Raw genomic sequence first — 26,144 nt, 5'->3', positions numbered from 1 at the left:
CAGTGCCCGCCCTACGCTGGTCATGGCTGCGGCTCCACGTCGAGGGAGTCGATCAACGCGGCAGCCGGCCCGTTGACCGGCGACACCCACGCGTCGCTGTCCAGCCCGCCCTCGGCAAACGCGGCCTGCATCGCTACGCTGGCCGCCTCGGCGTCGGCACGGTGGTCGTACCAGCCGAACACGCTGGGGCCGGCGCCGGAGATGCTGGCGCCCAGCGCGCGGTGGTCGAGCGCGGCCTGCTTCACCCGCGCGAAGTGCGGGATCAGCGACGCGCGGCGCGGTTCCACCAGCACGTCCTTCAGGCCTTCGCGCACCAGCGCGGCGTCGCCGCGCCAGCAGCCGGCCAGCACCAGGGCAAGGTTCGAACTCTGCGCCACGAACTCGCCCAGCGCGTAATGGCCGGCCAGCGCCGCGCGCGCCCGGCGCGTCTCCAGCACCACGTGCGGATGCACCAGCGCGCAGTGCCACGCGGCCGGCACGTCGATGCGCAGCAGGCGGTCGTGGGTGGCCAGCACCAGGCCGCCCAGCAGCATCGAGCCGAGGTTGTCGCCGTGGCGGCTGCCGCTGGCCACCGCCTCGCCGTCCAGCGCGAAGCCGTACAGCGCTTCACGCGGCAGCGGCTTGGGCAGCAATGCGTTGGCCGCGATCAGCGCGGCCACGCAGGAGGCGGCCGAGCCGCCCATGCCTGAGCCGAGCGCGATGCCCTTGTGCAGCACCAGCTCGAAACCGTGCCGCAGGCCCAGCGCCTTGCGCAGCGAGAGCAGTGCGGTGCCGGCGGTGTTCGCGCGCGGGTCGGTGGGCAGCCCGGTGACGCAGCCGCAGATCGACGTGATGCGCACCACCGGCTCGTCGATGCGGCGTACCTCGGCGCGGTCGCCGGCCCCGGCCACGCTGTGGCCGAGCAGGTCGAAGCCGACGCCGACATTGCCGACGCTGGCGGGCGCGAAGGCGCAGGCGACTTGTGGATGTTTGGCAGTGCGCGGTGCAGCCATGACGGGTTCCAGCAGGGAGGAGTTCATGCGCGTGCCTCCAGCGACTCGGCGATGCGCAGCAGGTCGGTGAACACGCCGGCGGCGGTCACCTCCGGGCCGGCGCCGGGGCCTTGCACGATCAGCGGATTATCGCAGTAGCGGCGGGTGCTGAACTGCACGATGTTGTCGGTGAGCCGGGTGTGCGCGAACGCGTGGGAGGCGGGCAGCACCTGCAGCCGCACGCTGGCGCGACCGCGCCGGTCGAGCTGCGCCACATGGCGCAGCACGCCGCCTTCGGCGCGTGCCTCGGCCAGTTTCGCCGCCATCGGCGCATCGAGGGCGTCGAGCCGCTGCATGAAGTCGCCCACCGGCAACGCGGCCAGAGCGTTCGGCACCAGGCTTTCCAGGTCGACCTCTTCCAGCGATAGCGGCCAGCCCGCTTCGCGCGCGAGGATCACCAGTTTGCGCGCCACGTCGAGCCCGGACAGGTCGTCGCGCGGATCGGGTTCGGTGTAGCCCAGCGCGTGCGCCTCGCGCACCAGCGCGGAGAAAGGCTGGCGGCCGTCGTGGCGGTTGCACAGCCACGCCAGCGTGCCGGAGAACATGCCGTCGACCGCGAACAGTTCGTCGCCGGTGTCGAGCAGGTCACGCAGCGTCTGCACCACCGGCAGGCCGGCGCACACGGTGGCCTCGTAGCGGAAGCGCGCGCCGCCGGCGCAGGCTGCGCGGATCGCCTGCCAGCGCAGCAGCGGGCCGCTGCCGGCCAGCTTGTTCGGCGTCACCACGTGCAACCCTGCCGCCAGCCAGCGTGGGTAGTGCGCGGCCACCGCGTCGCTGGCGCTGCAGTCGATCAGCAGCGCGTGGCGGCCGTCACTGCCGCGCACGTGGTCGGCGAACGCGTCCAGGTCGTTCGGCCGCCAGATCTGCGCGCCGCCGTGGCGGGCGTTGAGCTCGGCGTCGTCGCAGTCCAGCCACATGCGTTTGCTGGCCACCACGCCGCAGAGTTTCAGCTCCAGCGCACCGTCGCGAGCCAGCCGCGGTTGCGCAGCACGCAACTGCTCCAGCAAGGCGCTGCCGACGCGGCCGGGGCCGATCACGCCGACCGCCAGCACGCGTCGCCGGGTCGTACCGGTGCGGGCCAGCGACAGCGGCGGCGGCAGGGAGTGCTGGACTTGCTCGGGTGCACAGGTGATCACGGTGGCCTCTCCGGTGGAGGCCCGTTCTCGCTGGCGTGTCGGCTTGGACCGGCCCGCCTCGTCGAGGGCGGGCCGTTGCGTGGGAAAACTCAGCTACGCACGACGCTCCGCCCGGGACCCGTGGTACCGGTGGTAATCGTGGTGGTAATGATGGCGCTGGCGTGCATGGCCATGCGCCCGCTGCGAAGCAGGGCAGGATGCATGCGTGCTGGCACGGAAAACGGCGACATGGAGTCGACCTTAAGGCCGATGCTGCACTGCGGTCAACAGGTGCATTTGCAACTTTCGCGCGGCGCCATACCTGCGGCAGGTTGTCGCGGCAGACCGGTTGCCGCCGGCCGCCGCCGTTCGCGAGGCCTACAATTTGCCGGATGAACAGCTTCGTTTCACTGTGCCGGCGGCTGCGTGGGCAGGCGCCGCGTGCGGCTTTTGTGCTGCTTGCGTTTGGCATCGGCAGCGCCGCGATGGCCGCCACGCCGCCGCAGGACGGCACCACCCCGGGCGTACCTGACACCATGCAGCAGCGCGTGGCGGCATGCACCAGTTGTCACGGCGCGCACGGCGAGGGTTCGGCGGACAACGTGGCGATCCCGCGCCTGGCCGGCAAGCCGGTCGGCTACCTGATGCAGCAGCTCGAGTACTTCCAGACCGGCCAGCGCCGGCACGCGCCGATGGAGTACGTGGTACGCCAGCTCAGCCCGGCGTACCTGCGCGACATCGCCGCCTACTTCGCGCAGCAGGACGTGCCCTACCGTAGGCAGCCGGTGCCGGCGGTATCGGCAGAGACCCTGCGGCGCGGCGAGCAACTGGTGCTGCGCGGCGACTCGACCCGCGGCGTGCCGTCGTGCGTCAGCTGCCATGGCGCGAAATTGACCGGCGTGGAACCGATGATGCCCGGCCTGATGGGCCTGTCCTACGACTATCTCAACACTCAGCTGGTGTCGTGGCGCACGCGTCAGCGCGCGGCCGAAGGGCCGTACTGCATGGGCGTGGTCGCCAACCGCATGCGCGAATCGGACATCGCCGCGGTATCCGCATGGCTGGCCGGCCAGGAACCGCCGGCCGACATGCACCCGGTGGCGGCCAGTGCGCACACCGAACCGTTGCCGGGCTGGTGCGTGATGGGCAAGAGCGGAGCAGGTCAATGAAGTGGTGGCGACGTGGCTGGTGGGTGCCGGCATTGCTGCTGGTGGCGGTACTGGGCTGGTGGTACGTCGGCCACGGCCAGCCGACCGCTTCGCCGGCGCAGCGTGAGGCGGATGCCGCGGCGCTGCGCGACCCCGCGCTGATCGCGCGCGGCGAATACCTGGCCACGGTGGGCGACTGCGCCGCCTGCCACACCGCGCGCGACGGCCAGCGCTACGCCGGCGGCCGCTCGCTGGGTACGCCGTTCGGCGACGTGCCGGCGCCGAACATCACGCCCGATCCGGACACCGGCATCGGCCGCTGGAGCTTCGACGATTTCTGGCGCGCACTGCACGAAGGCAAGGGCCGCCAGGGCGAGCTGCTGTACCCGGTGTTCTCCTACACTTCGTTCACCAAAGTGAGCCGCGACGACGCGCTGTCAATCTTCGCCTACCTGAAATCGCTGCCGCCGGTGCATCGACCCGACACGGAGCTGGGGTTGGGCTTTCCCTACAACGTGCGCAGCAGCCTGGTGGCGTGGCGCGCGCTGTACTTCAAGCCGGGCGAGTTCAAGCCCGATCCGGCGAAGCCGCCCGAATGGAACCGCGGCGCCTACCTGGTGCAGGGCCTGGGCCACTGCAACGAATGCCACACCATGCGCGACTCGCTCGGCGGCATCGCGCCGGAGCGCCACCTCACCGGCGGGCAGATCCCGCAGCTGGACTGGTACGCGCCGGACCTCAGCACGCAAGCCGGCGGCGGCCTCGACGGCTGGCTCGCGCAGGACATCGTCGACCTGCTGAAGACCGGCCAGTCGGCGAAAGGCACCGCGTTCGGACCGATGGCCGACGTGGTGCGCCTGAGCACCCAGCACATGAGCGACGCCGACCTGCAGGCGGTGGCCGTCTATCTGCAGTCGCTGCCGCCGCGCCCGCAGCCCGCGCCTGCGCTGTTCACGCAGGCGGCCAGCCACGAACACGGCGGCCAGCTCTATGCGCAGCGCTGCGCCGACTGCCACGGCAAGGACGGCCGCGGCGTGGCCGGCGTCTACCCGCCGCTGGACGGCAACACCTCGGTCACCGAACCGACCGGCATCAACGCGATCCGCAGCGTGCTGCTCGGCGGCTTCGCCCCGGTCACCGCCGGCAACCCGCAGCCGTACTCGATGCCGCCGTTCGCGCAGCAGCTCAGCGACGCGGACGTCGCCGCGGTGGTCGGCTACATCCGCCAGTCGTGGTCGAACAAGGCCGCTGCAGTGCAGCCCGCCGACGTCGGCAACTACCGCAACACGCCGGTCGACTGAGCAGTGGCCGGAGTTTTGTCCGCGCCACGTGTTGCTCCCTCCCCTGCTTGCAGGGGAGCTCCGGGGTGGGGCCCGCTCTTGATCTTTCTACCGTCCCGACGAAGCACCTTGGCCCTGCAGTGACCGGCTACCGGCGCACTGCGGCATCCGAACGCAGGCCCCCGGCGGGCGCGATTTGACGTGGGTCATGGCGAGCGTGCCGCCGCGCCCGCACGCTGCGCGGGATAGCCATCCACCGTTTGCTCACCACGGTTCCCGGGCATGATCCAGCTCAGCTACAGCACCTTCGGCCTCACCCAGCTGCCGTTCCTGGACGCCATCGACGCCGTGGTCCGCGCCGGTTACGCGGGCATCGAGCTGTCCTTTCACCGCGACCAGTTCAACCCCTTCAACCTCGACGACGCCGACCTCGACGCCGTGCGCGCACGGCTGGATGTGGCGCGCATCGTGCCCGCCTGCGTGGCCACCGCCTCGCACTTCTTCACCCCGCAGCGGCCGCACGAGCCGTCCTTGATGACGCTGGACGTGGCCGGGCGCAAGCGCCGCATCGACCTGGTCAAGCGCGGCATCCGCGTGGCGCGCCGGCTGGGCGTGAAGCTGGTCACCTTCGGCAGCGGCTTCCTGCGCGAGGAGCATGTGCGCCAGCCGCAGGTCGATCCGGGCGAGCTGCTGGTGGACAGCATCCGCGAATGCCTGCGCGAGCTCCGCGACGACGAGGACATCACGCTGCTGATCGAGCCCGAGCCGGGCATGTACATCGAGACGCTGGAGCAGGGGCTGGCACTGATCCGCGCGGTCGGCTCGCCGCGCTTCGCGCTGCACATCGACATCTGCCACGCCTACTGCTCCGAACCGGACTATCTTGACGCGCTGGCGCAGGCGGCGCCGCACGCGCGCTACCTGCACATCTCCGATGCGCGCCAGGGCCACAACCTGAGGATTGTGCGCGACGATGCCGTGCCGGCGCTCGACCTCGATGCCGCCAGCGCACTGGTGTACTTCCCGGACACCGCGGACTACCTGCTGCTGGATCGCCAGCATCCGCTGTACTTCGCCGACCGCGCGCCCGACGCGGCACGGCGCCGGCGCATCGACGCGCTGCTGGCGCAGGTCGGCATCGCGCGGCCTGCGGGCCTGATCGACTACGGCAGCCTGTACGCCGGCGCCTCGCCGCTGGACGACGAGATCTTCACCTACCTGATCTCGGTGCCGGGGCTGAGCTTCGACGTGCTCGAACGGGCCTGGCCGATCGTCGCCCACCTGCGCGGCGTGCGCGGACCGGCGCTGTTCGGGCGGATGGTCGCCAACACGCGCACCGGCATCGTGCATTTCCACGAGATTCCCGGCGAGGGCACGCTGGACCTGGCCGCCAGTTTCCGGGCGCTGAACACGCACGGCTTCGACGGCTTCGGCTCGGTCGAGCTCTACCACCACGTCGAGGGTTGGCAGCAGGCGCTCGACCAGAGCTACCGCCACCTGGCCGCCATCGCGCAGCCGGCATGAGCGCGCCCGGCCGTTCCAGCGAGCAAGCATCATGATCGACTTCGAGGCATTGGGCTGGCGCAGCGACACCGTCGGCGAACTGGACCACCGCCTGCTCAAGGCGCCCAGCGTCAAGCTGCGCGGCGCCCGTGCAGGCGCGGCGGGCGACATCGTCTACAGCGTCGACCTGCGCCTGCGCCGGCCGAACGCCGACGCCTGCCTGTCCAGCACCGAGCTGCACTCGATCGAGCATTTCCTGCTGGAAGGCTACGGCCGCCTGTTGCCGCGGCACTTCATCGGCATCGGCGTGATGGGTTGCCAGACCGGCTTCTACCTCACCCTGCTTGGCGAAGGCCGCCGCGCCGTGGTCGAGGATGCGCTCGCCGCCATCCTCGCAGGCGTGCTCGTGGCCGACGCCGTGCCGTATGCGCGCATCGACCAGTGCGGCCACTGGCGCAACCACGACCTGGCGCGCGCGCAGGCCGTGGCGCGCGAGGTGCTGGCGCAACGCGCCGCATGGCAGGACATCACATGAGCGCCACGCCGGGCGCGCGCTGGCAGGTCAGCGCCACGCGCCGCATCGAGTACGACCTGCTCAACGTGGCCGACGTGTTCGATCCGCGCAGCGATGCGCTGCTGTCGATGGGCCGCGTGCAGGACGGGCGCCGCTTCGTGGTGGTCGACGCGTGCGTGCACGCGCACCACGGCGAACGCATCCGCGCCTATTTCGCGCAGCACCGGATCGACGCCCGCATCATCACCCTGCCAGGCGGCGAGGGCGGCAAGACGCTGGACGCCTGGCTCGAGGTACTGCGCGAGCTGGACGACTTTCCGATCCATCGCCGCGACGAGCCGGTGATCGCCATCGGCGGCGGCGTGCTGACCGACGTGGTCGGCTATGCGGCGGCCAGCTACCGCCGCGGCGTGCCGCACATCAAGGTGCCGACCACGCTGATGGGCTACGTCGACGCCGCGGTCGGGATCAAGACCGGGATCAACTTCAACGACCACAAGAACCGTCTGGGCAACTTCGAGCCGCCGCGCCGGGTACTGCTGGACCGCGGCCTGTTGCGCAGCCTGCCGCCGCGCCACCTGCGCAATGGCATGTGCGAGATCGTCAAGCTGGCGGTGATCCGCGACGCCGCGCTGTTCGGTCTGCTGGAGCGCCACGGCGCAGCTTCGCTGGCGAATGCCTTCCAGGACGAGCATGGCGGCGAGATCCTTGACCGCGCCATCGGCGGCATGCTGGAAGAGCTGGCGCCGAACCTGCACGAGGAGGAGCTGGCGCGCAAGGTCGACTTCGGCCACACCTTCAGTTACGGCCTGGAAACCCGCTACGGGGACGACCTGCTGCACGGCGAGGCGGTGCTGCTGGACATCCTGGTGTCGACCGCGATCGCCCGCCGGCGCGGCCTGCTCGACGCGGCCGCGGCCGGCCGCATCTTCGCCCTGGTCGAGCGCCTGCAGCTCGCCCCCGAGCTCGCCCTGCTCGACGCCGAACTGATGTGGCAGTCACTGCTCGATCGCGTCGAGCACCGCAACGGCCTGCAGCGCGTGCCGTTGCCCGCGGGGCTCGGCGAGTGCGTGTTCGTCAACGACATCGCGCGTGCGGAAATCGAAGTCTCCATCCACACCCTGAACCAGCGGACCACGAGCAGCCATGACCGAATCGCCGAATGTTGACGCCGGGGAAATCGCCCATTTCAACCGCATTGCCCAGCTGTGGTGGGACCCGCACGGCAAGATGGGCCAGCTGCACGCGATCAACGACCTGCGCCTGCGCTTCATCACCGACCGCATCGGCGTGTCCACGCCGCGCATCGTCGACGTGGGCTGCGGCGGCGGCATCCTGGCCGAGGCGCTGGCCAGAACCGGCGCGCAGGTGACTGGCATCGACCTGTCGCGGATGTCGCTGGACATCGCCCGCCAGCACGCCGGGCGCGGCGGGCTGGCCATCGATTACCGCGAGCTCGACGCGGAGACCCTCGCGCGCGATGAGCCCGGCAGCTTCGACGCCGTCACCTGCATGGAGATGCTTGAGCACGTGCCGCATCCGGAGCAGGTCATCGCCGCCTGCGCCGCCATGCTCAAGCCGGGTGGCGTGGCGTTCTTCTCCACCATCAACCGCACGTTCAAGGCGTTCGCCTTCGCCATCGTGGCCGGCGAGTACATCCTCGGCCTGCTGCCGCGCGGCACCCACCACTACAGCAAGTTGATCCGGCCGGTGGAGATGCGCGCGTGGGCCGGCGCGGCTGGGCTCGAATTCAGGGCGGTCGACAGCCTCATGTACAACCCGCTGACGCGCCGCTTCCGGGTCGCGCCGAACCGCGAAGACATCAACTACATGGCCTGCTTCGTCAGGAAGGGCTGAAACCCATGCGGCGTTTTCTCGCCTTGTCGCGTTCCGTCCACGGCGTGCTCGACATCGCCATGCCCGGCTTCGTCGCGCTGCTGTGGCTGGGGCATTTCCCGTCGTGGCAGGTGCTGGCGCTGTCCCTGGCGACCGCGCTGGCCGGCTATACGGCCATCTACGCGCTGAACGACCTGATCGGGGTGAAGGACGACAAGGAGAAGGTCGCCGGCGGGATCACCCCGGGCTACGCGGTCGAGGCTTCCGCCATGCGTTACCCGCTGGCGCAGAACCTGATCAGCATGAAGGGCGCGCTGGCGTGGTTCGGCTGCTGGTTCGCGCTGGCCGTGCTCGGCACCTGGCTGCTGAACCCGCGGATCCTCGCCATCGTGTTCGCCGCCGCGGCGCTGGAAGTGGTCTACGTCAAGCTGCTCAAGGTCACCTGGTGGCGCACCGTGGTCAGCGGCCTGGTCAAGTCGGCCGGGCCGATCGCCGCGGTGTTCGCGGTGATTCCCGAGCCGTCGTGGTTGGGGCTGCTGGGGCTGCTGGTCTGGCTGATGCTGTGGGAGATCGGCGGGCAGAACATTCCGGCCGACTGGAACGACCTCGAGGAGGACCGTCGTATCGGCGCGCGCACCATTCCGTTGGTGTTCGGCTTGCGCGCGGCGGGCGTGCTGGTGGTGGTCTGCCTGGGCCTGGCCGTGCTCGCCAGCGCGCTGCTGCCGCACCTGTCGCCGCTCAATGGCGGCTGGCCGTTCCAGCTGGCCATCCTCGCCGCCGGCGCCGGCCTGCTGTTGCCGCCAGCGGTCCGCCTCGCGTACACGCTGGATGGCCGCCAGGCGGCACGGCTGTTCGATCGTGCCAGCATGTATCCGCTGGTTTTGCTGGCGATCGTCACGGTGTTCGTGTTGATCCGCTGAGGCGCGCGACAAGCCCCTTGGCCGGGTACTCCCGGTGCCAAGGTGTTGCCAGGGGCGAGAGTTTTCGTCCTCCTGCGGAGGTCGAGGTACTTCTCTTTTGCTTCTTGTCCAAGAGAGAAGTACCCAGGAGAAAACGACACCCCGCTGCCGCGCCTTGCGGACATCGGACAACCGCTTCTGCGTTGCCTCAACTCAGGCATCGGGCAACCGCTCCTGCGTTGCCTCAACTCAGGCATCCATGCCGTCGCCATGCCCTCGCCTGCCCTGACGCAAAACTGGGCGGCATCCCTGCCGACCACCCTGCGGGCTGATCCTCCACCCGCCCGCCGCTGCAGAGGATCCCGGGTAGAGCAGCAGCGCGCCATCCTGGCGCGCACTCGGTGCGCGACCGCGAGCGCGGTGGTGAAAGCCGTAAGGCCAAGAACAAGGAAGTCCCGCTGCGAGCGGGACTTTTTTCGGCCATAAGCTGACACTTCTGGACGAACTGCGGTCGTCTGGTCCGTCGACTTTCGTCGGGCCCCATTGAACGGCGCGAGATCGCCGTGGCGGAGTGACTCACGTCCGTCCGACACCCACCAGTCCTGTTGTTTCATATGAACCAAGGCTAACCGCGCGACCCGGCGCCCGGGTCGTTAAGCGACACATAAGTTTTGACCCTCAGGGTGATGCTGAATCCATGAGGTTGGGTATGACTGCTGCACAACTGCTCGTCGGCATCATCCTGGGCTTCGCCGCGCAAGCAGCGATCCTGCTTGGGATGGCGGCTGCCAGGGTGCGCCGCGAGCTGAGCGCGTCGCGAGACCGGGCGGCGCGGCTGGCGCCGATCCCGATGCGCGTGCTGCGCAAGACGCCGGAGACGGCCGATGGCTCGGTCTGTTCGTTCCTGCTGGCACCCGTCGAGCAGTCGGCCCCTGCTTTCCTGCCCGGCCAATACCTGACCATCCATGCGCGCCCGGACGGCGAGGGAGCGCCGGTACAACGCTGCTATTCGTTGTCCAATGCGCCGGGCGAGGGCTTCCTGCGGATTTCCGTGAAGCGGGTCGCCGGCGGCCGGGTTTCGCCCTGGCTGCACGATCGCGTCGCCGCCGGCGACGTGCTGGACGTCGGGGCGCCGGCCGGCGCGTTCCATCTGGCGGACGACGAGACGCCGGTGGTACTGGTCTCCGGTGGCATCGGGATCACGCCGATGATGGCGATGCTCGAGTACCTGCATGCGACGCACCCGGCGCGCCGGGTGGTGTTCCTGCACGGCTGCCGCAACGGTCGCGAGTTCGCCTTTGCCACCCGCCTGCGTGAACTGGCCGCGAGCCATCCGTCGCTGCGGCTGCACCGCTGGTTCTCGGCGCCGGAAGGCGCGGACGTCCAGGGACGGGACTACGACCATGCCGGGCGCATGGATGCCCGCTCGGTGGCAGCCTGCCTGCCCACGGGCCTGGCGGATGTGTTCCTGTGCGGCCCGGGGGCCATGATGCAGGATCTGGTCGCGGCGCTGAGGGCGGCAGGTGTGCCGGAGCCACGCATCCATTTCGAGGCCTTCGGACCGGCTTCGGTGCCGGCCATCGCCGGTGCGGGCGTATCCGAGGGGGCACCCCGGACGGTGGAGTTCGGCCGCAGCGGCAAGCGCGCCGTGCTGAAGCCAGGGGCCAGCATGCTGGAGCTGGCCGAATCCGTGGGGGCGCGCATCACCGCCGTCTGTCGCGCCGGTACCTGCGGCAACTGCCAGACGCGAATCCTCTCTGGTACTGTGGGCTACGGCACTCCACCCACCTTTGCACCCGCCCCCGGCAGCTGCCTGCCCTGTGTCTGCAAGCCGACCTCGGATCTGGTACTGGACGCATGACATGCGCGAGTTTCTCCAGAAGCACGGCCTCCCCTTCCTGCTGATCGTTGCTGCGTTCGCGCTCGCGGCATTGCTGGGTGATGTACTCCTGCATGGGCTGGGCCTGAGCTGGATCGGGCGCTACCTGGGCATTCCCGGCGTGCTGCTGATCGCACTGTCGCTGGTGTATTCGATACGCAAGCGTGGGCGCAGTGCAAAGGGTGTCTCGCCTGCGCTGCTGCGATGGCACGAGGGGGCCGCATGGCTGGGCTCGCTGCTGGTGTTGATCCACTCCGGCGTGCACTTCAACGCGGTGCTGCCCTGGCTGGCCACCTTCGCCATGGGCGTGAACGTCATCAGCGGCCTGGTCGGGCAATTCCTGCTGAAGCACGCGCGCGAGCACCTGCAGCCGGATGCCGCGACCGGCGCCGGCCTGCAGCCGTCGCTGCCTGGCGCCATGGCGCTGGAGGCCATCAGTGGCTGGCGCCGCGTGCACATTCCGATCTCCGTGGCGTTCAGCGTGTTCGCGCTGGGCCATATCTTCTCGATCTTCCTGTTCTGGGGCTGGCGATGAGTCGCTGGATCAAATGGCTGTTGCTCATCAACCTGGCGGTCATTGCGGTGCTGGTATTCGCCTTCCCGCAGTTGATGGTGAGCCCCGGAAAGCTCCAGTCGGCGCATGCCGCCATCGGCGACAACTGCTTCGCCTGCCACCTGCCGTTGCGTGGTGCCTCGGCCGACAAGTGCATGGCCTGCCACCGGCCGGCCGACATCGGCCGCTTGACCACGACCGGCGTGCCGATCGCCAACGGCACGCCGTTCCACCAGGCGCTGGTGCGGCAGGACTGCACGGCCTGCCACCGCGAGCACGCCGATCGCCTGATGCCGGTGAAGGGCACGCTCGTCCGCTTCGACCATTCCATGTTGCGCGAGACGCAGGCCGCCGACTGCAGGAGTTGCCACAAGGCGCCGGATACCCGCGTGCATCGCGGCGTCACCGCCCAGTGTTCGCAATGTCACGCAACGAAGGCCTGGGAACCCGCCAGCTTCGACCACAGCCACCTGGACGCCACGCAACTGGCCGCGTGCAGCAGCTGCCACAAGGCCCCGGGCGATCGACTGCATGCGTCATTCGGTGACATCGGTTGCAGCCAGTGCCATGGCACCAAGGCCTGGCAACCGGCCAGCTTCGACCATGACCGCTATTTCCCGCTGGTTGGCGAACACCGGGCCACCTGCGCCACCTGCCATCCGCGCAACGACACCTCCCGCTATACCTGCTACGGCTGCCACGCGCACACCCCGGCGAACATCCGCGAAGAACATCTCGAGGAGGGTATCCGCAACTTCGAGGATTGCGTGCGGTGCCATGGTCCGCGCGCGCGATCCGAGAGCAAGGGGCGCTGGCATGACGGCAATGACGATGACTGAGGTCGGATGAGAAGGATGCGCGCAAGGCGCGGAAGCGGGGTGTCGTTCTCTCTTGGGTACTTCTCTTTTCGACAAGCATGAAGAGAAGTGCCTCGCCCGCCGCAGGAGGACGAAAGCTCTTGCTCTTGATGCGTTTCGGGAATCAGCAGAAGGCAGAGCGGTGGGCAGTGCCTACCCTGCAAAGACGCATCGCTCAACGCGACAGGTCGATCGCATACGTCGCGGTGCCGTCGCCGTGGTCCTTCAGTTCGCGGATGTTGGCGAGACCGGCGGTGCGGGCCACGTCCTGCTTGCCGCTGGCGCCGGTGAACACCACCGGGCCACGGGTCTTCAGCGGGGCGAAGGTCCATGAGGTCGGTTCGAGATCCTGCGCACCGATCCGCTGCTTGCTTTCCAGCCACTTGGCCAGGATTTCGCGGGTGCCGTCCGGCGCGGCCAGAACGATGTTGCTGCCGTCGAGGCCGGGGAAGTGGCCGCCGCCGCTGGCACGGTAGTTGTTGGTGACGACGATGAACGGCTGCTCCGGCGTGACCGGCTTGCCCTGGAAGGTCAGCGTGGTGATGCGCTGGCCGGCCGGCCTGGAGACGTCGATGACGTAATGGATGCCGCCCTGGATCTGGTCGAAGTTGTAGCCGGTGAAGCGGCTGTTGATCAGCGTCTGTTCGCCGGCCTTGGCCGGGTCGATGCGGTTGAAGCGTTCGGCGGATTTTTCCAGCCAGGCCTTGAGGCCGGCGCCGTCGAGCTTCACCGCGGCCAGCGTGTTCGGGTAGAAGTACAGGTCGGCGGCATTGCGCAGGGTGAGCGGGCCGGGGGCTACGTCGGTGTAGTCGTCGGGGCCGCCGAAGCCGGTGCGGAAGGCGGCGGCGGCACCCAGCACCGGGAGGTTCGCCAGCTCGGGGTGCGTGCGCGGCAGTTCGCGGCGCACGTAGTCGATCTGCGCGGCGTTGACCGGCGCCAGCGCGGTCATGTTGCCCTCGTCGGCGAAGTGGCTGCTCAGGCGCAGCGCGCTTTCGCCGATCGGCGTGTTGACGTAGGCGATGGTCGCCTCGTGCGCCTGACGCACCAGCGGCGCGATCGCCGGGTCGGCCGGCACGCACTCGATGGCCTGCGGGCCCGACTTGTTCCGGCCGCCCGGCTTGTCGCAGATCCGTCGCACTTCGCTGTGGCTTTCCTCGCGGTCGACCACCCAGCGGCCGCCCTTGCGGTCCAGCACCAGCCGGATCACGCCCAGATCCTTGCCGAAGAAGTCCGCCATCACAGCCGGCACGCCGCGCACCAGGCCGCGGGCGGCGTCGACCTCCTTCAGCCCGGCGTAGCGCGGGCCGGGGAATTCGGCGTGCGAGTGGCCGAGCAGCAGCGCGTCGATGCCGGGCACGCCGGCCAGGTACCAGCCGGCGTTCTCCATGTCCGGGGTGTACGGCGCGGTGTTCAGGCCGCCATGCAGGATCGCCACCACCAGGTCCGGGTGCTGCGCCTGCAGCTCGGGCAGATACTTCCTCGCGGCCTCGACCACGCCGTTGACGGTGACCTTGCCGGCGAGTTTCTGCTGGTCCCATTGCAGGATCGGCGGCGGGGTGAAGCCGATGATGCCGACCTTCAGCGGCACGCGGAGCTTGCTGCCGTCGGCGGTATACGCCTCGATCTGCCGGGTCACTACCGTCCACGGCTGGAAGATCGGCTTGCCGTCGCGCGCGCTGTACACGTTGGCCAGCACCAGCGGAAAGCGCGGCCCGGCGCAGCGGTCGGCGTGGCCGCCGTCCACGTTCATCGGCGTGCCGGTGACCTGCGACAGGAAGCGCAGGCCGTAGTTGAACTCGTGGTTGCCGACGGTGCCGCCGTCGTAGCCCATCGCGTCCATCGCCCGGTAGACGGCCAGCTCCTGCTCGCAGCCCACCGGCTTCACCAACGCCTGGTAGTCGGCCAGCACGCTGCCCTGGATGGTGTCGCCGCTGTCGAACAGGAAAGTGTTGGGGAACTCGGCGCGGGCGCGGCGGATCAGCGTGGCGGTGCGCTCGTAGCCAAGCGAGGGGTCGGGCTTCAGCTTGTAGTAGTCGTAGCTGAGCACGTTGGCGTGCACGTCGGTGGTTTCCAGGATCGCCACGCTCGCGCGGGCGCCGTCGGGCGTCTTGCCGGCCGCCCAGGGCAGGCTGGAACAGCCGGCGAGCAGGGCGGCGCCGAGGACGAGCAGCGGGGTGGCGAGCGGCAACGGGCGAGGCGACATGGGAGTCCGTGGGAAAGACAGGTTCGGATCGCGGAAATTAGCAGATCGGGGTGACCGGATGCTTGCGCATCGCTCCGGCCGCGGCCCTGGCTCCGGCCACCCCCGCCAAGCTCAACGCCAGTGGAACGGCGCGCCGGCGCCGCAGCGCGTGGCACCCGCAAGACCGTAAGATGTCACCAGGATGACAGCAGTCCTGCGGGGGACTTTCCGGCCATGCGTCGAATCTCGTTGCGCCTCACGCGGGCAGTTGCGGTGGTGTTGTGCGCGCTGGTTTTCTTCGCCGCCTGCATCGTGCTCACCGCGTGGCAGGAGCCGTTGCCGCTGCAGCGCGGCTTCATCCTTGGGCTGATGCTGTGCACATTCGGCGTGCTGTTGTTCGCGTTCGGCCGCTTCGGCATGGCGCTGCTGGTCGGCGGCGGGCTGTTCCTGCTGCTGAAGTCGGTGGCGGTGCTGAAGCTGCGCTACCTCGACTCGCAGCTGATGCCGTCGGACTTCATCTATTACGTGCGCAGCAGCCTGCTGGATACGCTGCGCCACTATCCGCACCTGTACACGGTGGGGCTCGCCCTGGGCGTGCTGCTGCCGCCCCTGTTGTATCTGGTATGGCGCTGGGACTGGCGGGTGCTGCAGCGGCCGCCGCCGCGGCGCGGCGCCGGCATGCGCCTCGGCGGCGCCATGTTGAGCGCGCTGGCGCTGTGGCTGTGCATGCTGCCCGCCGGGCCGTTCGCGCAGGTGCACTCGCGCAACGCCTGGCAGAAGATGTCCGACGACGCGCAGCTGACCAACTTCTTCGTCAACCTGCACGACGCCGACGTGGAGCTGCCGGCGATGGCCGACGATGCGGTGGCCGAGCCGGACTGGGGCGCCACCGCCGCCGGCGCGCCCGGCCGCATGCCGCCACCGTACCCGGACATCGTGCAGGTACTGGAAGAAAGCACCTTCGACCCGTCGATCTACGACGCCTGCAGCGTGCCGTCATGCCGGGTCGCGATGTTCCATGCCGACGCGCGCACCCGCGCGCACGGCATGCTGCGCGTGCATACCTTCGGCGGCGGCACCTGGGTCAGCGAGTTCGCCGCGCTGACCGGCATGCCGCAGGACATCTTCGGCCCCGGCGGCATGTACGCGCCGTACGTGCTGGCGCCGAACGTACACGATGCGCTGGCGCTGCAGCTGCGCCGGCTCGGCTACCTCACCATCGGCATCTATCCGACCAATGCCGACTTCATCAACGGTCGCAACGCGTACCAGGCCTACGGTTTCGACCACCTGTACGGCGCCGACGAGCTGGGCCTGGTGGAGTGGGAGGAGAGTGACGCGCAGATGTTCGCGGCCGCCAGGCGCATCTACGACAAGGTGAAGAAGCCGGGGCAGCCGGTGTTCCTGATGATCCTGACGCTGAACCAGCACGGCCCGCACGACCACCAGCCGATGGCGAGGCTGCCGCAGCCGTACCGCAACCTGCTGCGCGGACTGCCGCCCGGTCCGGCGCTGAATTTCGATACCTATCTCGCCCGCCTGCACGCCTCCGACCTCGCCATGCGTGCGCTGGAGCACAGCTTCCTCGACCGCCCGCAGGCCACCGTGCTGCTGCACTTCGGCGACCACCAGCCGTCGTTCAACGGCCTGATCCGCGACCTGCCGCGCCGGCTGCCGCCCGCGCTGCGGCCCTACCGCGACTACCTCACCTACTACATGCTGAAAAGCAACTTCGCCGGACCGCCATTGCCGCAGTACCCGCTGCTCGACATCGCGTTCCTGCCCAGCATGGTGCTGCAGGCCGCCGGCGTGCCCACCGACGCCTACTTCACCGCCGCCATCGAACTACGCGAACGCTGCCACGGCCTGTACGACGACTGCGCCGTGCCGGGTCTGCTCGCGTCGTACCACGCCTGGACCATCGGCCGGCTGCACGTGTACGAATAGGCGCCGTGCTGGCCGCGGCTGACCGGCCGCGGCAGTTTGCGCCCCGATCAGCCGTGAAGACGCCCAGGCGCGGGGCACGGGCCGCATACCGGCGGCCCTGGCGGCACTGGCAGGCGTCTTGCTTTGCCCGACATATGAACGCGCGCAAGCCGCCACCCCCGGAAAAAGCCGACGCCAGCCTGGAGCGGCAGATGGCCGACTGCGGCCTGTCGAGCGACGACCGCCGGTTCCTGCGCGACCTGCATGCCGCCGAGAAGCAGCTCAACGAAGCGTTCGAGCAGGCTCAGCAAGGCGGCGCGCTGGAACAGCGGGTGAGCGCGGTGTACCGCCGGATGTACGGCAAGGATTGAGCGCGACCGCGCCGTTGCCACGGAACGTTCGCATGCTCCGGCTATGATCGCAGGCCATCCGCGTGGACGCCCGCGCGGAACAGCCCGGAAGATCCGCATGTCCCGTTTCCCGTTCGCCGCGCGCCCGCTCCTGCTGGGTGCCATGCTTTCCGCCCTGGGCGCCTGCGCCAGCCAGCCGCCATCCGCGGCACCCGCCGCCACATCGTCGATCGCGGTGCCCGCCATCCAGCGCCCGCAGGGCGAGACGCCGTCGTGGTGGTTCCGCAGCGGCGCGGCGCAGGCGGCGCTGGCTTCCGCCCAGGCGAATGCAGGCGGCCAGCGCGCGAAGAACGTGATCGTGTTCCTCGGCGACGGCATGAGCATCCCCACCATTGCCGCCGCGCACGTGCTGGCCGGCGAGCGCGCGGGCGTGGACGGCGAGAGCTACCGGCTGAGCTTCGAGAAATTCCCGTTCAGCGCGTTGAGCCGCACCTACGAGACCGACCAGCAGACGCCCGACTCCGCGGGCACCATGACCGCGATCATGAGCGGGGTGAAGACGCGCGCCGGCTTCATCGGGGTGTCGCAGCTGCCGAAGCGGCAGGACTGCGCCGGCAGCCGCGGGCAGCAGCTGGTCAGCGCGCTGGAGCTGGCGGCCTCGGCCGGCATGGCCACCGGCGCGGTCACCACCACGCGCATCACCCACGCCACCCCGGCCGCCACCTACGGCCACCTGCCCGAGCGCAACTGGGAAGTGGACGCCGACCTCAGCGAGGCGGCGAAAACCGCCGGCTGCAAGGACTTCGCCGCGCAGCTGATCGACTTCCCGGTCGCCGGCGGCCTCACCGTGGCAATGGGCGGCGGCCGCACCGAATTCATGCCGGCCGGCGCGGACGATCCGGAATACGCCACCAGCGTGGGCCAGCGTCTCGACGGCCGCGACCTGATCGGCGAATGGACGTCCAGCCATCCGGACGGCAAGTACGTGTGGAACGCCGCCCAGCTGAAGGCGCTGGACTTGACGAAAACGCCGCGCCTGCTCGGCCTGTTCGAGCCCTCGCACATGAACTACGAGCACGAGCGCGCGCACGACAAGGCCGGCGAGCCCAGCCTGGCCGAGATGACCACCAGCGCGATCGAGGTGCTCAAGCGCAACCCGAACGGCTTCTTCCTGATGGTCGAAGGCGGGCGCATCGACCATGCGCTGCACGCCGGCAACGCGTACCGCGCGCTGGACGAGACGATCGCCTTCGCCGACGCGGTGCAGGCTGCGCTGGAGCACACCGATCCGGCCGAGACGCTGATCGTGGTCACCGCCGACCACAGCCACACGATGACCTTCGCCGGCTATGCGCATCGCGGCAATCCGATCCTGGGCAAGGTGATCGGCAAGACCGACAGCTACGGCGGCGGCAGCATGACGGTGATGGCCCGCGACGCCACCGGCCAGGCGTACACCACGCTCGGCTTTGCCAACGGGCCGGGCTATACCGGTGCCAGCGACTGGCAGGCGGAAGGCAGCAAGCGCTTTCCGCACAACCCGGGCGAGTACAGCCCGATCCGCAAGGGTCGCCCCGACCTGGGCGACGTCGACACCACTGATCCGGATTACATGCAGGAAGCGACCGTGCCGCTGAAGCAGGAGACGCACGGTGGCGAGGACGTGGCGATCTTCGCTACCGGCCCCGGCGCCGCGGCGTTCCACGGCGAGCTGGAGCAGAACGTGATCTTCCACGTGATGGTGCAGCACACGCCGCGGCTGCGCGCCGAACTGTGCCGGCTCGGCAGCTGCAACGCCGACGGCGTGCCGGTGGAGCAGTCGAACTGGCAGCACTGGCTGAAGCTCGCTTCCGACGCCGCGGCCGCACCGCGGTAAACACCGTCCACCGGCGGCCGGCGTGGTGCCGGCCTCCCGACTGTCACACGGACCGCACATGCCGCAACTTCCGCTGTCGAAACGCCTATGCTTGGCCATCCTCCTGATCGGATGCGCCGCCATGTCCAACGCCATGGGAACCGAGGCGCCGCTGGCCGCCAGGGTGCTGGTGATCGGCCATCGCGGCGCCAGCGCGCTGCGGCCGGAACACACGCTGGCTTCCTACGGCAAGGCGATCGCCGACGGCGCCGACTTCATCGAGCCGGACCTGGTGATGACGAAGGATGGCGTGCCGGTCGCGCGCCACGAGAACGAGATCGGCGGCACCACCGACGTGGCGACGCATCCCGAGTTCGCTGCGCGCAAGACCACCAAGACGGTCGATGGCCAGGCCGTCACCGGCTGGTTCACCGAGGACTTCACGCTGGCCGAACTGAAGACGCTGCGCGCACGCGAGCGCCTGCCGGAGCTGCGCAGCACGCAGTACGATGGCGCGTTCCAGATCCCGACGCTGGACGAGATCATCGACTTCGTCGCCGCCGAGTCGGCGACGCAGGGGCGGCTGATCGGCATCATCCCGGAGATCAAGCACGGCACCTATTTCCAGCGCGCCGGCCTGCCGCTGGAGGACCGCGTGCTGGCGATCCTCGCCGCGCACGCCTACACGCGCACCGCGCCGGTGGAGATCCAGTCGTTCGAGATCGCCAACCTCAAGTACCTGCGCGGCAAGCTTGGCCACGGTCACCGCAACATCCGCCTGCTGCAGCTGATCGACGACGCCGACCAGCGGCCGTACGACGTGGTCGCCGCGGGCGGCAAGCTGAGCTACGGCGAAATGTGCACGCCGGCCGGCCTGCGCGCGATCGCGACCTATGCCGATGCGATCGGCCCGAACATCCGCGCGATCATCCCGCTGGCCAAGGACGGCACGCTCGGTGCGCCGACCCCGCTGGTGCGCGACGCGCACGCGGCGAAGCTGGAGCTGCACCCGTACACGTTCCGTCCGGAGAACCAGTTCCAGGCCAAGAACTTCCGCCGTGGCAGTGATCCGAAGACGTTCAACGAGGCGGGCTCGATCGCCGAGATCCGCGCCTATCTCGACGCCGGCATCGACGCGTTCTTCACCGACGATCCGGCACTCGGCCGCAAGGCGCTCGACGCCCGTTGAGCAAACCCGCCGCGGCGCTGTCATGCGGATGCAGTGGTACGGGCCGAGCATGCACGGCTCCTTCGCCGCCTTCTGGAACCTGCATGCGCCGTCTGCTGTTCGTGTTGTCCTTCGTGTTGCTCGCGTGGCTGCCCGCCATGCGCGCGGCGGCGGCGCCACTGCTGCTGATCTCGATCGACGGCCTGCGCCCGATTGACGTGCTGCAGGCGCACCAGCGCGGGCTCAAGCTGCCGAATCTCGGAGCGTTGCTGCAGCGCGGCGCCCATGCCGACGGCGTGCGCGGCGTGCTGCCCACGCTGACCTATCCCAGCCACACCACCTTGATCACCGGCGTGTCGCCGAATCAGCATGGCATCGGCGGCAATCTCACCTTCGATCCCGTCAACAAGAATCAGCAGGGTTGGTACTGGTACGCCAGCGACATCCGCGTAGCGACGTTGTGGGATGCCGCTCACGCCGCAGGCCTGACCACCGCGAACGTGCACTGGCCGGTGAGCGTGGGTGCGCCGGTGGACTGGAACCTGCCGCAGATCTGGCGCACCGGCACGGCCGATGACCGCAAGTTGCTGGGCGCGCTGGCCACGCCCGGCCTGCTGCCGGCGATGGAGAAGGAGCTCGGTCCCTATGCCGACGGCATCGACGAGAGCGTGGCTGGCGACGAGACGCGCACGCGCTTCGCGGTGAAGTTGCTGGAAACGCACAAGCCGGATTTCATGACGGTGTATCTCGCGGCGCTCGATCACGAACAGCACGCCAGCGGGCCGGACACGCCGGCGTCGCGGGCGGTGCTGGAACGTATCGACGGCCTGATCGGCGAACTGGTGGCCGCGGCGCAACAGGTGCATCCGGATGGCGTGGTGGCGGTGGTCTCCGATCACGGATTCCTGCCCGTGCAGCAGGATGTGAATCTGTACCAGCCCTTCATCAAGGCGGGTCTGGCCACGTTCAAGAATGGTGCGGTGACGGACTGGCAGGCCATGCCATGGAACGACGGTGGCAGTGCGGCGATCGTGCTGCACGATCCCGCCAGCGCGAGCGTCAAGGCACGGGTGGCGGCGCTGCTCGACCAGCTGCGGCACGATCCCGCGTATGGCATCGATCACGTGCTTGATCATCCGCAGCTGGTTGCGCAGGGCGGCACCGCGCAAGCCGAATGGTTCGTGCTGTTCAAACCGGGCTACAAGATGGCGACCACGCCGGATACGCCGCTGCCTGCCGCCAGTCAGTATCGCGGCATGCATGGTTACGATCCGGCGTTGCCGCAGATGCGCTCGACCTTCCTGCTGGCCGGCAAGGGCGTGCCGGCGGGCAGCGATCTCGGCGAGATCGACATGCGCGATATCGCGCCGACGCTGGCGCGACTGCTGGGCGCACGCCTGCCCCAGGCGCAGGGCAAGGTACTGCCGGTCGCCACGCACTGATGCGATTCCGGTTGCCTTGAAGTGCCCGTTTTGCGTCGTTTCAAACAGTCATCCAAATGACGAATGACACGTCGTCGTAAGACGGGCTTCATGAAGTGCGGTCACGCTTGCATGGACCGCCGCCTGGGTGGGGTACGGGCGGTTTCCTCAACGACGATGTCGTGGCGCTCCGCGCAGGCGGACTGCTGCGCGAAGGATATTCACGCATGTCCGTACCAATGATCTCGACCCGCAAGACCAGTCTCGCGCTGGCACTGCTTGCGGTGCTGCATGGCGGTGCCGCATGGGCCACCAGTGCGGATGCGCCGGCACCGGCTGCCGTCACCCCGGCCGCGATGACGGGTGCGGCGGAATCGGACGGCACCAAGACGCTGGAGGCCGTCTCGGTGATTGGCCAGGGCGAGTCGCGCCAGGTGCAGCGCATCACCGTGCAGGACGTGAAGCTGCTGCCGCCGGGGTCCAGCCCGTTGAAGGTGCTGGCGAAGCTACCTGGCGTGCATTTCGAGTCGGCCGATTCGTTCGGCAACTACGAGTGGTCCACCCGCATCAGCCTGCGCGGCTTCAACCAGACCCGGCTCGGCTTCACGCTGGACGGCATCCCGCTCGGCGACATGAGCTACGGCAACAACAACGGCCTGCACATCAGCCGCGCGCTGATCGCCGAGAACCTCGGCGGCGCCGAACTGGCCGCCGGCATCGGCGCGCTGGGCACCGCCTCCACCGGCAACCTCGGCGGCACCGTACAGTTCTACTCGGCCGACCCGTCCAGCACCTACGGCGTGACGCTGGCGCAGAGCGCCGGCAGCGACAGCGCGCTGCGCACCTACGCGCGGCTGGACACCGGCGACCACAACGGCTTCGCGATGTACCTGTCCGGTGCCTACGCCGACAGCGACAAGTGGAAGGGCAACGGTCCGCAGAAGCAGCAGCAGTTCAACGGCAAGGCGGTGTACGACTTCGGCGACAACCACGTTGCCGCAATGCTGAACACCTCCAGCCGCAACGAGACCGACTACCAGGACCTGTCGCTGGACATGCAGAAGCGGCTGGGCTGGAACTGGGACAACTACGCGCCGGACTGGCAGCGCGCGGTGAACGCGGCGAAGGGCATCTTCACCGGCGGCGTCAACAACAAGGACGATGCGTACTACGCCGGCCGCGGCCTGCGCGACGACAGCCTGGCCAGCCTGTTCGGCGACTTCGGCCTGGCCGAGGGCGTGCGCCTGAAGGCCACTGGCTACTACCACAGCAACCGCGGCCAGGGTCACTGGTTCACGCCGTACCAGACCTCGTTCGCCGGCACGCCGCAGGAGACGCCGATCGCGATCCGCACCACCGAGTACGGCATCGATCGCTGGGGCACGATCGCCTCGCTGGGCTGGGACCTCGGCAATCACCATCTCGAAGGTGGCTTCTGGTACGAGAACAGTCACCACACGGTGCAACGCAACTTCTACTTCATCGCCGGCCCGGTGGACGACCAGTACTTCCTGCACAACCCGAGCATTCGCAAGTTCTACCAGCGCTACGAAACCGAGACGCACCAGCTCTACCTGCAGGACACCATCAGCCTGCTCGACGGCAGGTTGCACCTCGACGTCGGCGTCAAGAGCCCGCAGACGCGCACCCGCACGCACGCCGTGGTGGGCAGCTACGCGAACGGCGAGCTGACCGCGGACAAGTCGCTGCTGCCGCAGCTCGGCGCCAGCTACAAGCTGGACGGCCAGAACGAACTGTTCGCCTCCTACGCGCAGAACATCGCCGCGTTCCAGGCCGGCATCAGCGGCCCGTTCGCCACCACCCAGGCCGCGTTCGACGTGATCCGCGGCAAGCTCAGGCCGGAGGAGTCGCGCACCGTCGAGGCCGGCGTGCGCCATGCCGAGGAGCTGTTCGAGGGTTCGCTGGCGCTGTACGACGTGAAGTTCGACCACCGCCTGCTGGCGATCCAGCAGTGCTCGTCCGGCATCCAGGGTTGCCCGTCGGCGTACGCCAACGTCGGCTCGGTGACCAGCCGCGGCGCCGAGCTGACCTTCATCCTGAAGCCGACCAGCGAGCTGCGCTGGTACAACGCGCTGTCGTACAACCGCTCGCGCTACGACAGCGACTATCTCAACGGCGCCACCGTGGTGGCGACCCGGGGCAAGACCGTGGTCGACAGCCCGAAGCAGCTGTTCTCCTCGGAGATCGCCTGGACGCCGGGCGCATGGGACCTGCGCCTGTCCGCCAACTACACCGGCAAGCGCTACTACACCTACGTCAATGACGCCTCGGTGCCGTCGTACTGGCTGTTCAACGCCGCCGCGGCGTACGACTTCGGCAAGCTCGGCGTGGCCGAGGACCTGAAGCTGGCGCTCAACGTCACCAACCTCGCCGGCAAGCACTACTACGGCACGATCGGTTCCAACGGCTTCACCGCGGCGGACCCGACCGGCGAGTACGCCACCCTGCAGGTGGGCGCGCCACGCGCGGCGATGCTGACCGCCACCGTGCGCTTCTGACCGGCCGCCGCTGACGCCGGGCGTCGCCGTCGCCACGACGGCGGCGCCTTGGCTATGATCGGCCGGGTATCGTCCACGGTGCCCTGCATGGTCGCGATGGTCTTCCGTTCCCCGTTGCCCGCCGGCGTACGCCGGCTCGCGTTCGCCACCGCGGGTGCGGCGACTGCGGCCATCGTCGGCGCGCTGCTGGCGGCGGGCAGGGCGGGCCACGGCTGGCTGTGGCTGCACTGGATCGCCAAGCCGCTGGCCACCGCGCTGATCTTCGTGCTGGCGTGGCGCGCGCGGCCGGTGGTGTCGCCGCGTTACCGGCGCTGGGTGCTGGCCGGCATCGCCGGCTCGCTGGCAGGCGACGTGTTCCTCATGCTGCCGGGCGATCTGTTCGTACCGGGCCTGGTGGCGTTCCTGCTCGCGCACGTCTGCTTCATCGCGGCCTTCCTCAGCGACAGCCGCCTCGCCGCACCGGCGTGGCCGCTGGCGGCGTGCCTGGCGTATGGTGCGGCGAATCTGGCCCTGCTGTGGGACGCCATCGACCCGCCGCTGCGCGTGCCGGTGATCGTCTACGTGGCGGTGCTGGCCACGATGGGCGGGCAGGCATGGGCGCGGGCGCGGACGAGACGTAGCGACGCGGCTGCGCAACTGGCGGCGCGCGGCGCGCTGGTGTTCATGCTGAGCGACAGCGTGCTGGCCTGGGACCGCTTTCGCGGCCCGGTGCCGCTGGCCAGCCTGTGGGTGCTGGCGGCGTATTATCTGGCGCTGTGGTGGATCGCCCGCTCGGTGCAGGGCGCCGCCATCGACGACGAGGCGGCATGAACACGCAGGAACTCATCATCACCTGGGCCACCCCGGTGTTCTTCCTGCTGATCGGCATCGAATTGCTGGTGGCGAAGCTGCGTGGACGCAACGCCTACGCCAGCAACGACGCGATCAACAGCATCGGGCTGGGCGTGATCTCGCAGCTGGTCGGCGTGTTCGGCAAGCTGCTGACGATCGGCATCTATGCGTGGTGCGTCGAGCACCTGGCACTGTTCGCGTTGCCGGCGGACAACTGGCTGGTGTGGCTCGGCGCGCTGCTCGCGTACGACTTCTGCTACTACTGGCTGCATCGCGCCGGGCACCGGGTGAACATCCTATGGGCCGCCCACGTGGTGCACCACCAGAGCGAGCGCTACAACCTGTCCACCGCGCTGCGCCAGACCGGCAGCGGCGTGCTGCTGGGCTGGCTGTTCTACCTGCCGATGGCGGTGCTCGGCGTGCCGCTGAAGGTGTTCGTGGTGGTGGCGCTGATCGACCTGCTGTACCAGTTCTGGGTGCACACTGAGCAGATCGGCCGGCTCGGCTGGTTCGACCGCGTGTTCTGCTCGCCGTCTAATCACCGCGCCCACCACGCGGTGAACGACCGCTACCTCGACCGCAACTACGGCGGCATCCTGATCGTGTGGGACCGCCTGTTCGGCAGCTTCGTCGAGGAGGACGCCAACGATCCGCCGGTGTACGGCACTCGTTCGCCGCTGCGCAGCTGGAATCCGCTGTGGGCGAACGCCGAGGTGTACTGGAAGACCGCGCAGGACGCATGGCGCGCGCGGCGCTGGCGCGACAAGCTGCTGGTGTGGCTGAAGCCGCCGGGCTGGAGCCCCGCCGACGTGGCGGCACGCTACCCGAAGCCGGACTTCGTGATGCCCACGGAGCGCTTCGATCCGCCGCTGTCGCGGCCGCTGAAGCTTTACGTGCTGACGCAGTTCGCGCTGCTGCTGGGCATGACCACGCAGTTCCTCGGCATGGCCGGCAGCGCGAACCTGTCGACGCTGCTCGCCTATGCCGCGTATCTGGTGGCCGGCCTGTGGCTGCTCGGCGGCTTGATGGAAGGGCGCCGCTGGGCCTGGTGGCTGGAAGTCCTGCGCGTGCTGGCGACGGCGCTGGTGCCATTCGCCACGGAACGGTGGTTCGGACTCGCGCAGCTGGACCGCCGCCTCGCCCTGGCGATGGCCGCGGTATTCGGATTGAGTGCGCTGGCGCTGGTGCTGGCCCGGGCGGGAAGCATCCCGCCGTCCGCGCCGGCCATGCAGCGCCAGCCGTAGGTTGGGGTGAGGCCGTAGGTTGGGGTGAGCGCA

The 26,144-nt window shown here is 69.3% G+C and carries 21 protein-coding genes; 18 read left to right on the top strand and 3 right to left on the bottom strand.

Annotated elements, in window-relative coordinates; all coding sequences use genetic code 11:
- Positions 1-20 precede the first annotated feature (20 nt).
- On the bottom strand, positions 21-1,019 hold the full coding sequence (locus tag UUA_RS15850; protein WP_008438654.1) for a homoserine kinase: 999 nt from the start codon (positions 1,017-1,019) through the stop codon (positions 21-23).
- Complete coding sequence (locus tag UUA_RS15845; protein ID WP_008438653.1) at positions 1,016-2,167, bottom strand: homoserine dehydrogenase family protein; 1,152 nt, start codon at positions 2,165-2,167, stop codon at positions 1,016-1,018. Before UUA_RS15845 ends, UUA_RS15850 begins: the two co-directional genes overlap by 4 nt.
- Before the next feature lie 371 nt (positions 2,168-2,538).
- Between UUA_RS15845 and UUA_RS15840 the strand changes: the two genes are divergently transcribed.
- The 10 genes from UUA_RS15840 to UUA_RS15795 all read left to right on the top strand — a co-directional run bounded on the left by UUA_RS15840 (position 2,539) and on the right by UUA_RS15795 (position 12,597).
- On the top strand, positions 2,539-3,315 hold the full coding sequence (locus UUA_RS15840; RefSeq protein ID WP_008438652.1) for a c-type cytochrome: 777 nt from the start codon (positions 2,539-2,541) through the stop codon (positions 3,313-3,315).
- On the top strand, positions 3,312-4,595 hold the full coding sequence (locus UUA_RS15835) for a c-type cytochrome (protein WP_008438651.1): 1,284 nt from the start codon (positions 3,312-3,314) through the stop codon (positions 4,593-4,595). Before UUA_RS15840 ends, UUA_RS15835 begins: the two co-directional genes overlap by 4 nt.
- Before the next feature lie 261 nt (positions 4,596-4,856).
- Positions 4,857-6,098, top strand: a complete 1,242-nt coding sequence (locus tag UUA_RS15830) for a sugar phosphate isomerase/epimerase family protein (RefSeq protein WP_008438650.1) — start codon at positions 4,857-4,859, stop codon at positions 6,096-6,098.
- A 31-nt stretch (positions 6,099-6,129) separates the two neighbouring features.
- On the top strand, positions 6,130-6,612 hold the full coding sequence (locus UUA_RS15825; protein ID WP_008438649.1) for an S-ribosylhomocysteine lyase: 483 nt from the start codon (positions 6,130-6,132) through the stop codon (positions 6,610-6,612).
- A complete protein-coding gene (locus tag UUA_RS15820; protein WP_008438647.1) occupies positions 6,609-7,760 on the top strand; it encodes a sedoheptulose 7-phosphate cyclase in 1,152 nt (383 codons plus the stop codon). Before UUA_RS15825 ends, UUA_RS15820 begins: the two co-directional genes overlap by 4 nt.
- On the top strand, positions 7,738-8,448 hold the full coding sequence (gene ubiG, locus UUA_RS15815; RefSeq protein ID WP_008438640.1) for a bifunctional 2-polyprenyl-6-hydroxyphenol methylase/3-demethylubiquinol 3-O-methyltransferase UbiG: 711 nt from the start codon (positions 7,738-7,740) through the stop codon (positions 8,446-8,448). Before UUA_RS15820 ends, ubiG begins: the two co-directional genes overlap by 23 nt.
- 5 nt (positions 8,449-8,453) lie before the next feature.
- A complete protein-coding gene (locus tag UUA_RS15810; RefSeq protein ID WP_008438638.1) occupies positions 8,454-9,347 on the top strand; it encodes a UbiA prenyltransferase family protein in 894 nt (297 codons plus the stop codon).
- 688 nt (positions 9,348-10,035) lie between these two features.
- Positions 10,036-11,187 carry an FAD-binding oxidoreductase gene (locus tag UUA_RS15805; RefSeq protein WP_008438637.1) on the top strand — a complete coding sequence of 384 codons (1,152 nt, stop codon included), beginning with the start codon at positions 10,036-10,038 and terminating at the stop codon, positions 11,185-11,187.
- 1 nt (position 11,188) lies between these two features.
- Positions 11,189-11,740: a hypothetical protein gene (locus UUA_RS15800; RefSeq protein ID WP_008438636.1), complete on the top strand. Its 552-nt coding sequence runs from the start codon at positions 11,189-11,191 to the stop codon at positions 11,738-11,740.
- Complete coding sequence (locus UUA_RS15795) at positions 11,737-12,597, top strand: cytochrome c3 family protein (RefSeq protein WP_008438635.1); 861 nt, start codon at positions 11,737-11,739, stop codon at positions 12,595-12,597. The genes UUA_RS15800 and UUA_RS15795 overlap by 4 nt, the downstream gene beginning before the upstream one ends.
- 193 nt (positions 12,598-12,790) lie before the next feature.
- Here the strand turns inward: UUA_RS15795 and UUA_RS15790 are convergent, their stop codons facing one another.
- A complete protein-coding gene (locus tag UUA_RS15790) occupies positions 12,791-14,818 on the bottom strand; it encodes a bifunctional 2',3'-cyclic-nucleotide 2'-phosphodiesterase/3'-nucleotidase (protein ID WP_008438634.1) in 2,028 nt (675 codons plus the stop codon).
- A 213-nt stretch (positions 14,819-15,031) separates the two neighbouring features.
- Between UUA_RS15790 and UUA_RS15785 the strand changes: the two genes are divergently transcribed.
- From UUA_RS15785 to UUA_RS15750, 8 genes are all read left to right on the top strand, one after another.
- A complete protein-coding gene (locus UUA_RS15785; RefSeq protein ID WP_050981906.1) occupies positions 15,032-16,744 on the top strand; it encodes a sulfatase-like hydrolase/transferase in 1,713 nt (570 codons plus the stop codon).
- Positions 16,745-16,878: 134 nt separating this feature from the next.
- Complete coding sequence (locus UUA_RS15780) at positions 16,879-17,094, top strand: hypothetical protein (protein ID WP_008438632.1); 216 nt, start codon at positions 16,879-16,881, stop codon at positions 17,092-17,094.
- Positions 17,095-17,191: 97 nt separating this feature from the next.
- Positions 17,192-18,949 carry an alkaline phosphatase gene (locus UUA_RS15775; RefSeq protein WP_008438631.1) on the top strand — a complete coding sequence of 586 codons (1,758 nt, stop codon included), beginning with the start codon at positions 17,192-17,194 and terminating at the stop codon, positions 18,947-18,949.
- A gap of 58 nt (positions 18,950-19,007) precedes the next feature.
- Positions 19,008-20,117 carry a glycerophosphodiester phosphodiesterase gene (locus tag UUA_RS15770; protein ID WP_008438630.1) on the top strand — a complete coding sequence of 370 codons (1,110 nt, stop codon included), beginning with the start codon at positions 19,008-19,010 and terminating at the stop codon, positions 20,115-20,117.
- A gap of 83 nt (positions 20,118-20,200) precedes the next feature.
- Complete coding sequence (locus UUA_RS15765; protein WP_008438618.1) at positions 20,201-21,538, top strand: alkaline phosphatase family protein; 1,338 nt, start codon at positions 20,201-20,203, stop codon at positions 21,536-21,538.
- A 206-nt stretch (positions 21,539-21,744) separates the two neighbouring features.
- Entirely contained in the window at positions 21,745-24,036 is a 2,292-nt protein-coding gene (locus tag UUA_RS15760) for a TonB-dependent receptor (RefSeq protein WP_039954263.1), read from the top strand.
- Between the two features lie 54 nt (positions 24,037-24,090).
- Complete coding sequence (locus UUA_RS15755; protein WP_008438614.1) at positions 24,091-24,846, top strand: lysoplasmalogenase; 756 nt, start codon at positions 24,091-24,093, stop codon at positions 24,844-24,846.
- Entirely contained in the window at positions 24,843-26,111 is a 1,269-nt protein-coding gene (locus tag UUA_RS15750) for a sterol desaturase family protein (protein ID WP_008438613.1), read from the top strand. Before UUA_RS15755 ends, UUA_RS15750 begins: the two co-directional genes overlap by 4 nt.
- The last annotated feature ends 33 nt before the right edge of the window (positions 26,112-26,144 follow it).

It is taken from the genome of Rhodanobacter thiooxydans LCS2 (assembly GCF_000264375.1).
Taxonomy (GTDB): domain Bacteria; phylum Pseudomonadota; class Gammaproteobacteria; order Xanthomonadales; family Rhodanobacteraceae; genus Rhodanobacter; species Rhodanobacter thiooxydans.
This window is presented reverse-complemented; position numbering and strand designations above follow the sequence as displayed.

Bases quoted from the DNA above. Each gene is read 5' to 3' on its own strand.
- UUA_RS15800 (WP_008438636.1), top strand. From the start codon at position 11,189: ATGCGCGAGTTTCTCCAGAAGCACGGCCTCCCCTTCCTGCTGATCGTT.
- UUA_RS15840 (WP_008438652.1), top strand. From the start codon at position 2,539: ATGAACAGCTTCGTTTCACTGTGCCGGCGGCTGCGTGGGCAGGCGCCG.
- UUA_RS15760 (WP_039954263.1), top strand. From the start codon at position 21,745: ATGTCCGTACCAATGATCTCGACCCGCAAGACCAGTCTCGCGCTGGCA.
- UUA_RS15755 (WP_008438614.1), top strand. From the start codon at position 24,091: ATGATCGGCCGGGTATCGTCCACGGTGCCCTGCATGGTCGCGATGGTC.
- UUA_RS15820 (WP_008438647.1), top strand. From the start codon at position 6,609: ATGAGCGCCACGCCGGGCGCGCGCTGGCAGGTCAGCGCCACGCGCCGC.
- UUA_RS15750 (WP_008438613.1), top strand. From the start codon at position 24,843: ATGAACACGCAGGAACTCATCATCACCTGGGCCACCCCGGTGTTCTTC.
- UUA_RS15765 (WP_008438618.1), top strand. From the start codon at position 20,201: ATGCGCCGTCTGCTGTTCGTGTTGTCCTTCGTGTTGCTCGCGTGGCTG.
- UUA_RS15805 (WP_008438637.1), top strand. From the start codon at position 10,036: ATGACTGCTGCACAACTGCTCGTCGGCATCATCCTGGGCTTCGCCGCG.
- UUA_RS15790 (WP_008438634.1), bottom strand. From the start codon at position 14,818: ATGTCGCCTCGCCCGTTGCCGCTCGCCACCCCGCTGCTCGTCCTCGGC.
- UUA_RS15830 (WP_008438650.1), top strand. From the start codon at position 4,857: ATGATCCAGCTCAGCTACAGCACCTTCGGCCTCACCCAGCTGCCGTTC.
- ubiG (WP_008438640.1), top strand. From the start codon at position 7,738: ATGACCGAATCGCCGAATGTTGACGCCGGGGAAATCGCCCATTTCAAC.
- UUA_RS15770 (WP_008438630.1), top strand. From the start codon at position 19,008: ATGCCGCAACTTCCGCTGTCGAAACGCCTATGCTTGGCCATCCTCCTG.
- UUA_RS15835 (WP_008438651.1), top strand. From the start codon at position 3,312: ATGAAGTGGTGGCGACGTGGCTGGTGGGTGCCGGCATTGCTGCTGGTG.
- UUA_RS15780 (WP_008438632.1), top strand. From the start codon at position 16,879: ATGAACGCGCGCAAGCCGCCACCCCCGGAAAAAGCCGACGCCAGCCTG.
- UUA_RS15785 (WP_050981906.1), top strand. From the start codon at position 15,032: ATGCGTCGAATCTCGTTGCGCCTCACGCGGGCAGTTGCGGTGGTGTTG.
- UUA_RS15775 (WP_008438631.1), top strand. From the start codon at position 17,192: ATGTCCCGTTTCCCGTTCGCCGCGCGCCCGCTCCTGCTGGGTGCCATG.
- UUA_RS15795 (WP_008438635.1), top strand. From the start codon at position 11,737: ATGAGTCGCTGGATCAAATGGCTGTTGCTCATCAACCTGGCGGTCATT.
- UUA_RS15850 (WP_008438654.1), bottom strand. From the start codon at position 1,019: ATGAACTCCTCCCTGCTGGAACCCGTCATGGCTGCACCGCGCACTGCC.
- UUA_RS15825 (WP_008438649.1), top strand. From the start codon at position 6,130: ATGATCGACTTCGAGGCATTGGGCTGGCGCAGCGACACCGTCGGCGAA.
- UUA_RS15810 (WP_008438638.1), top strand. From the start codon at position 8,454: ATGCGGCGTTTTCTCGCCTTGTCGCGTTCCGTCCACGGCGTGCTCGAC.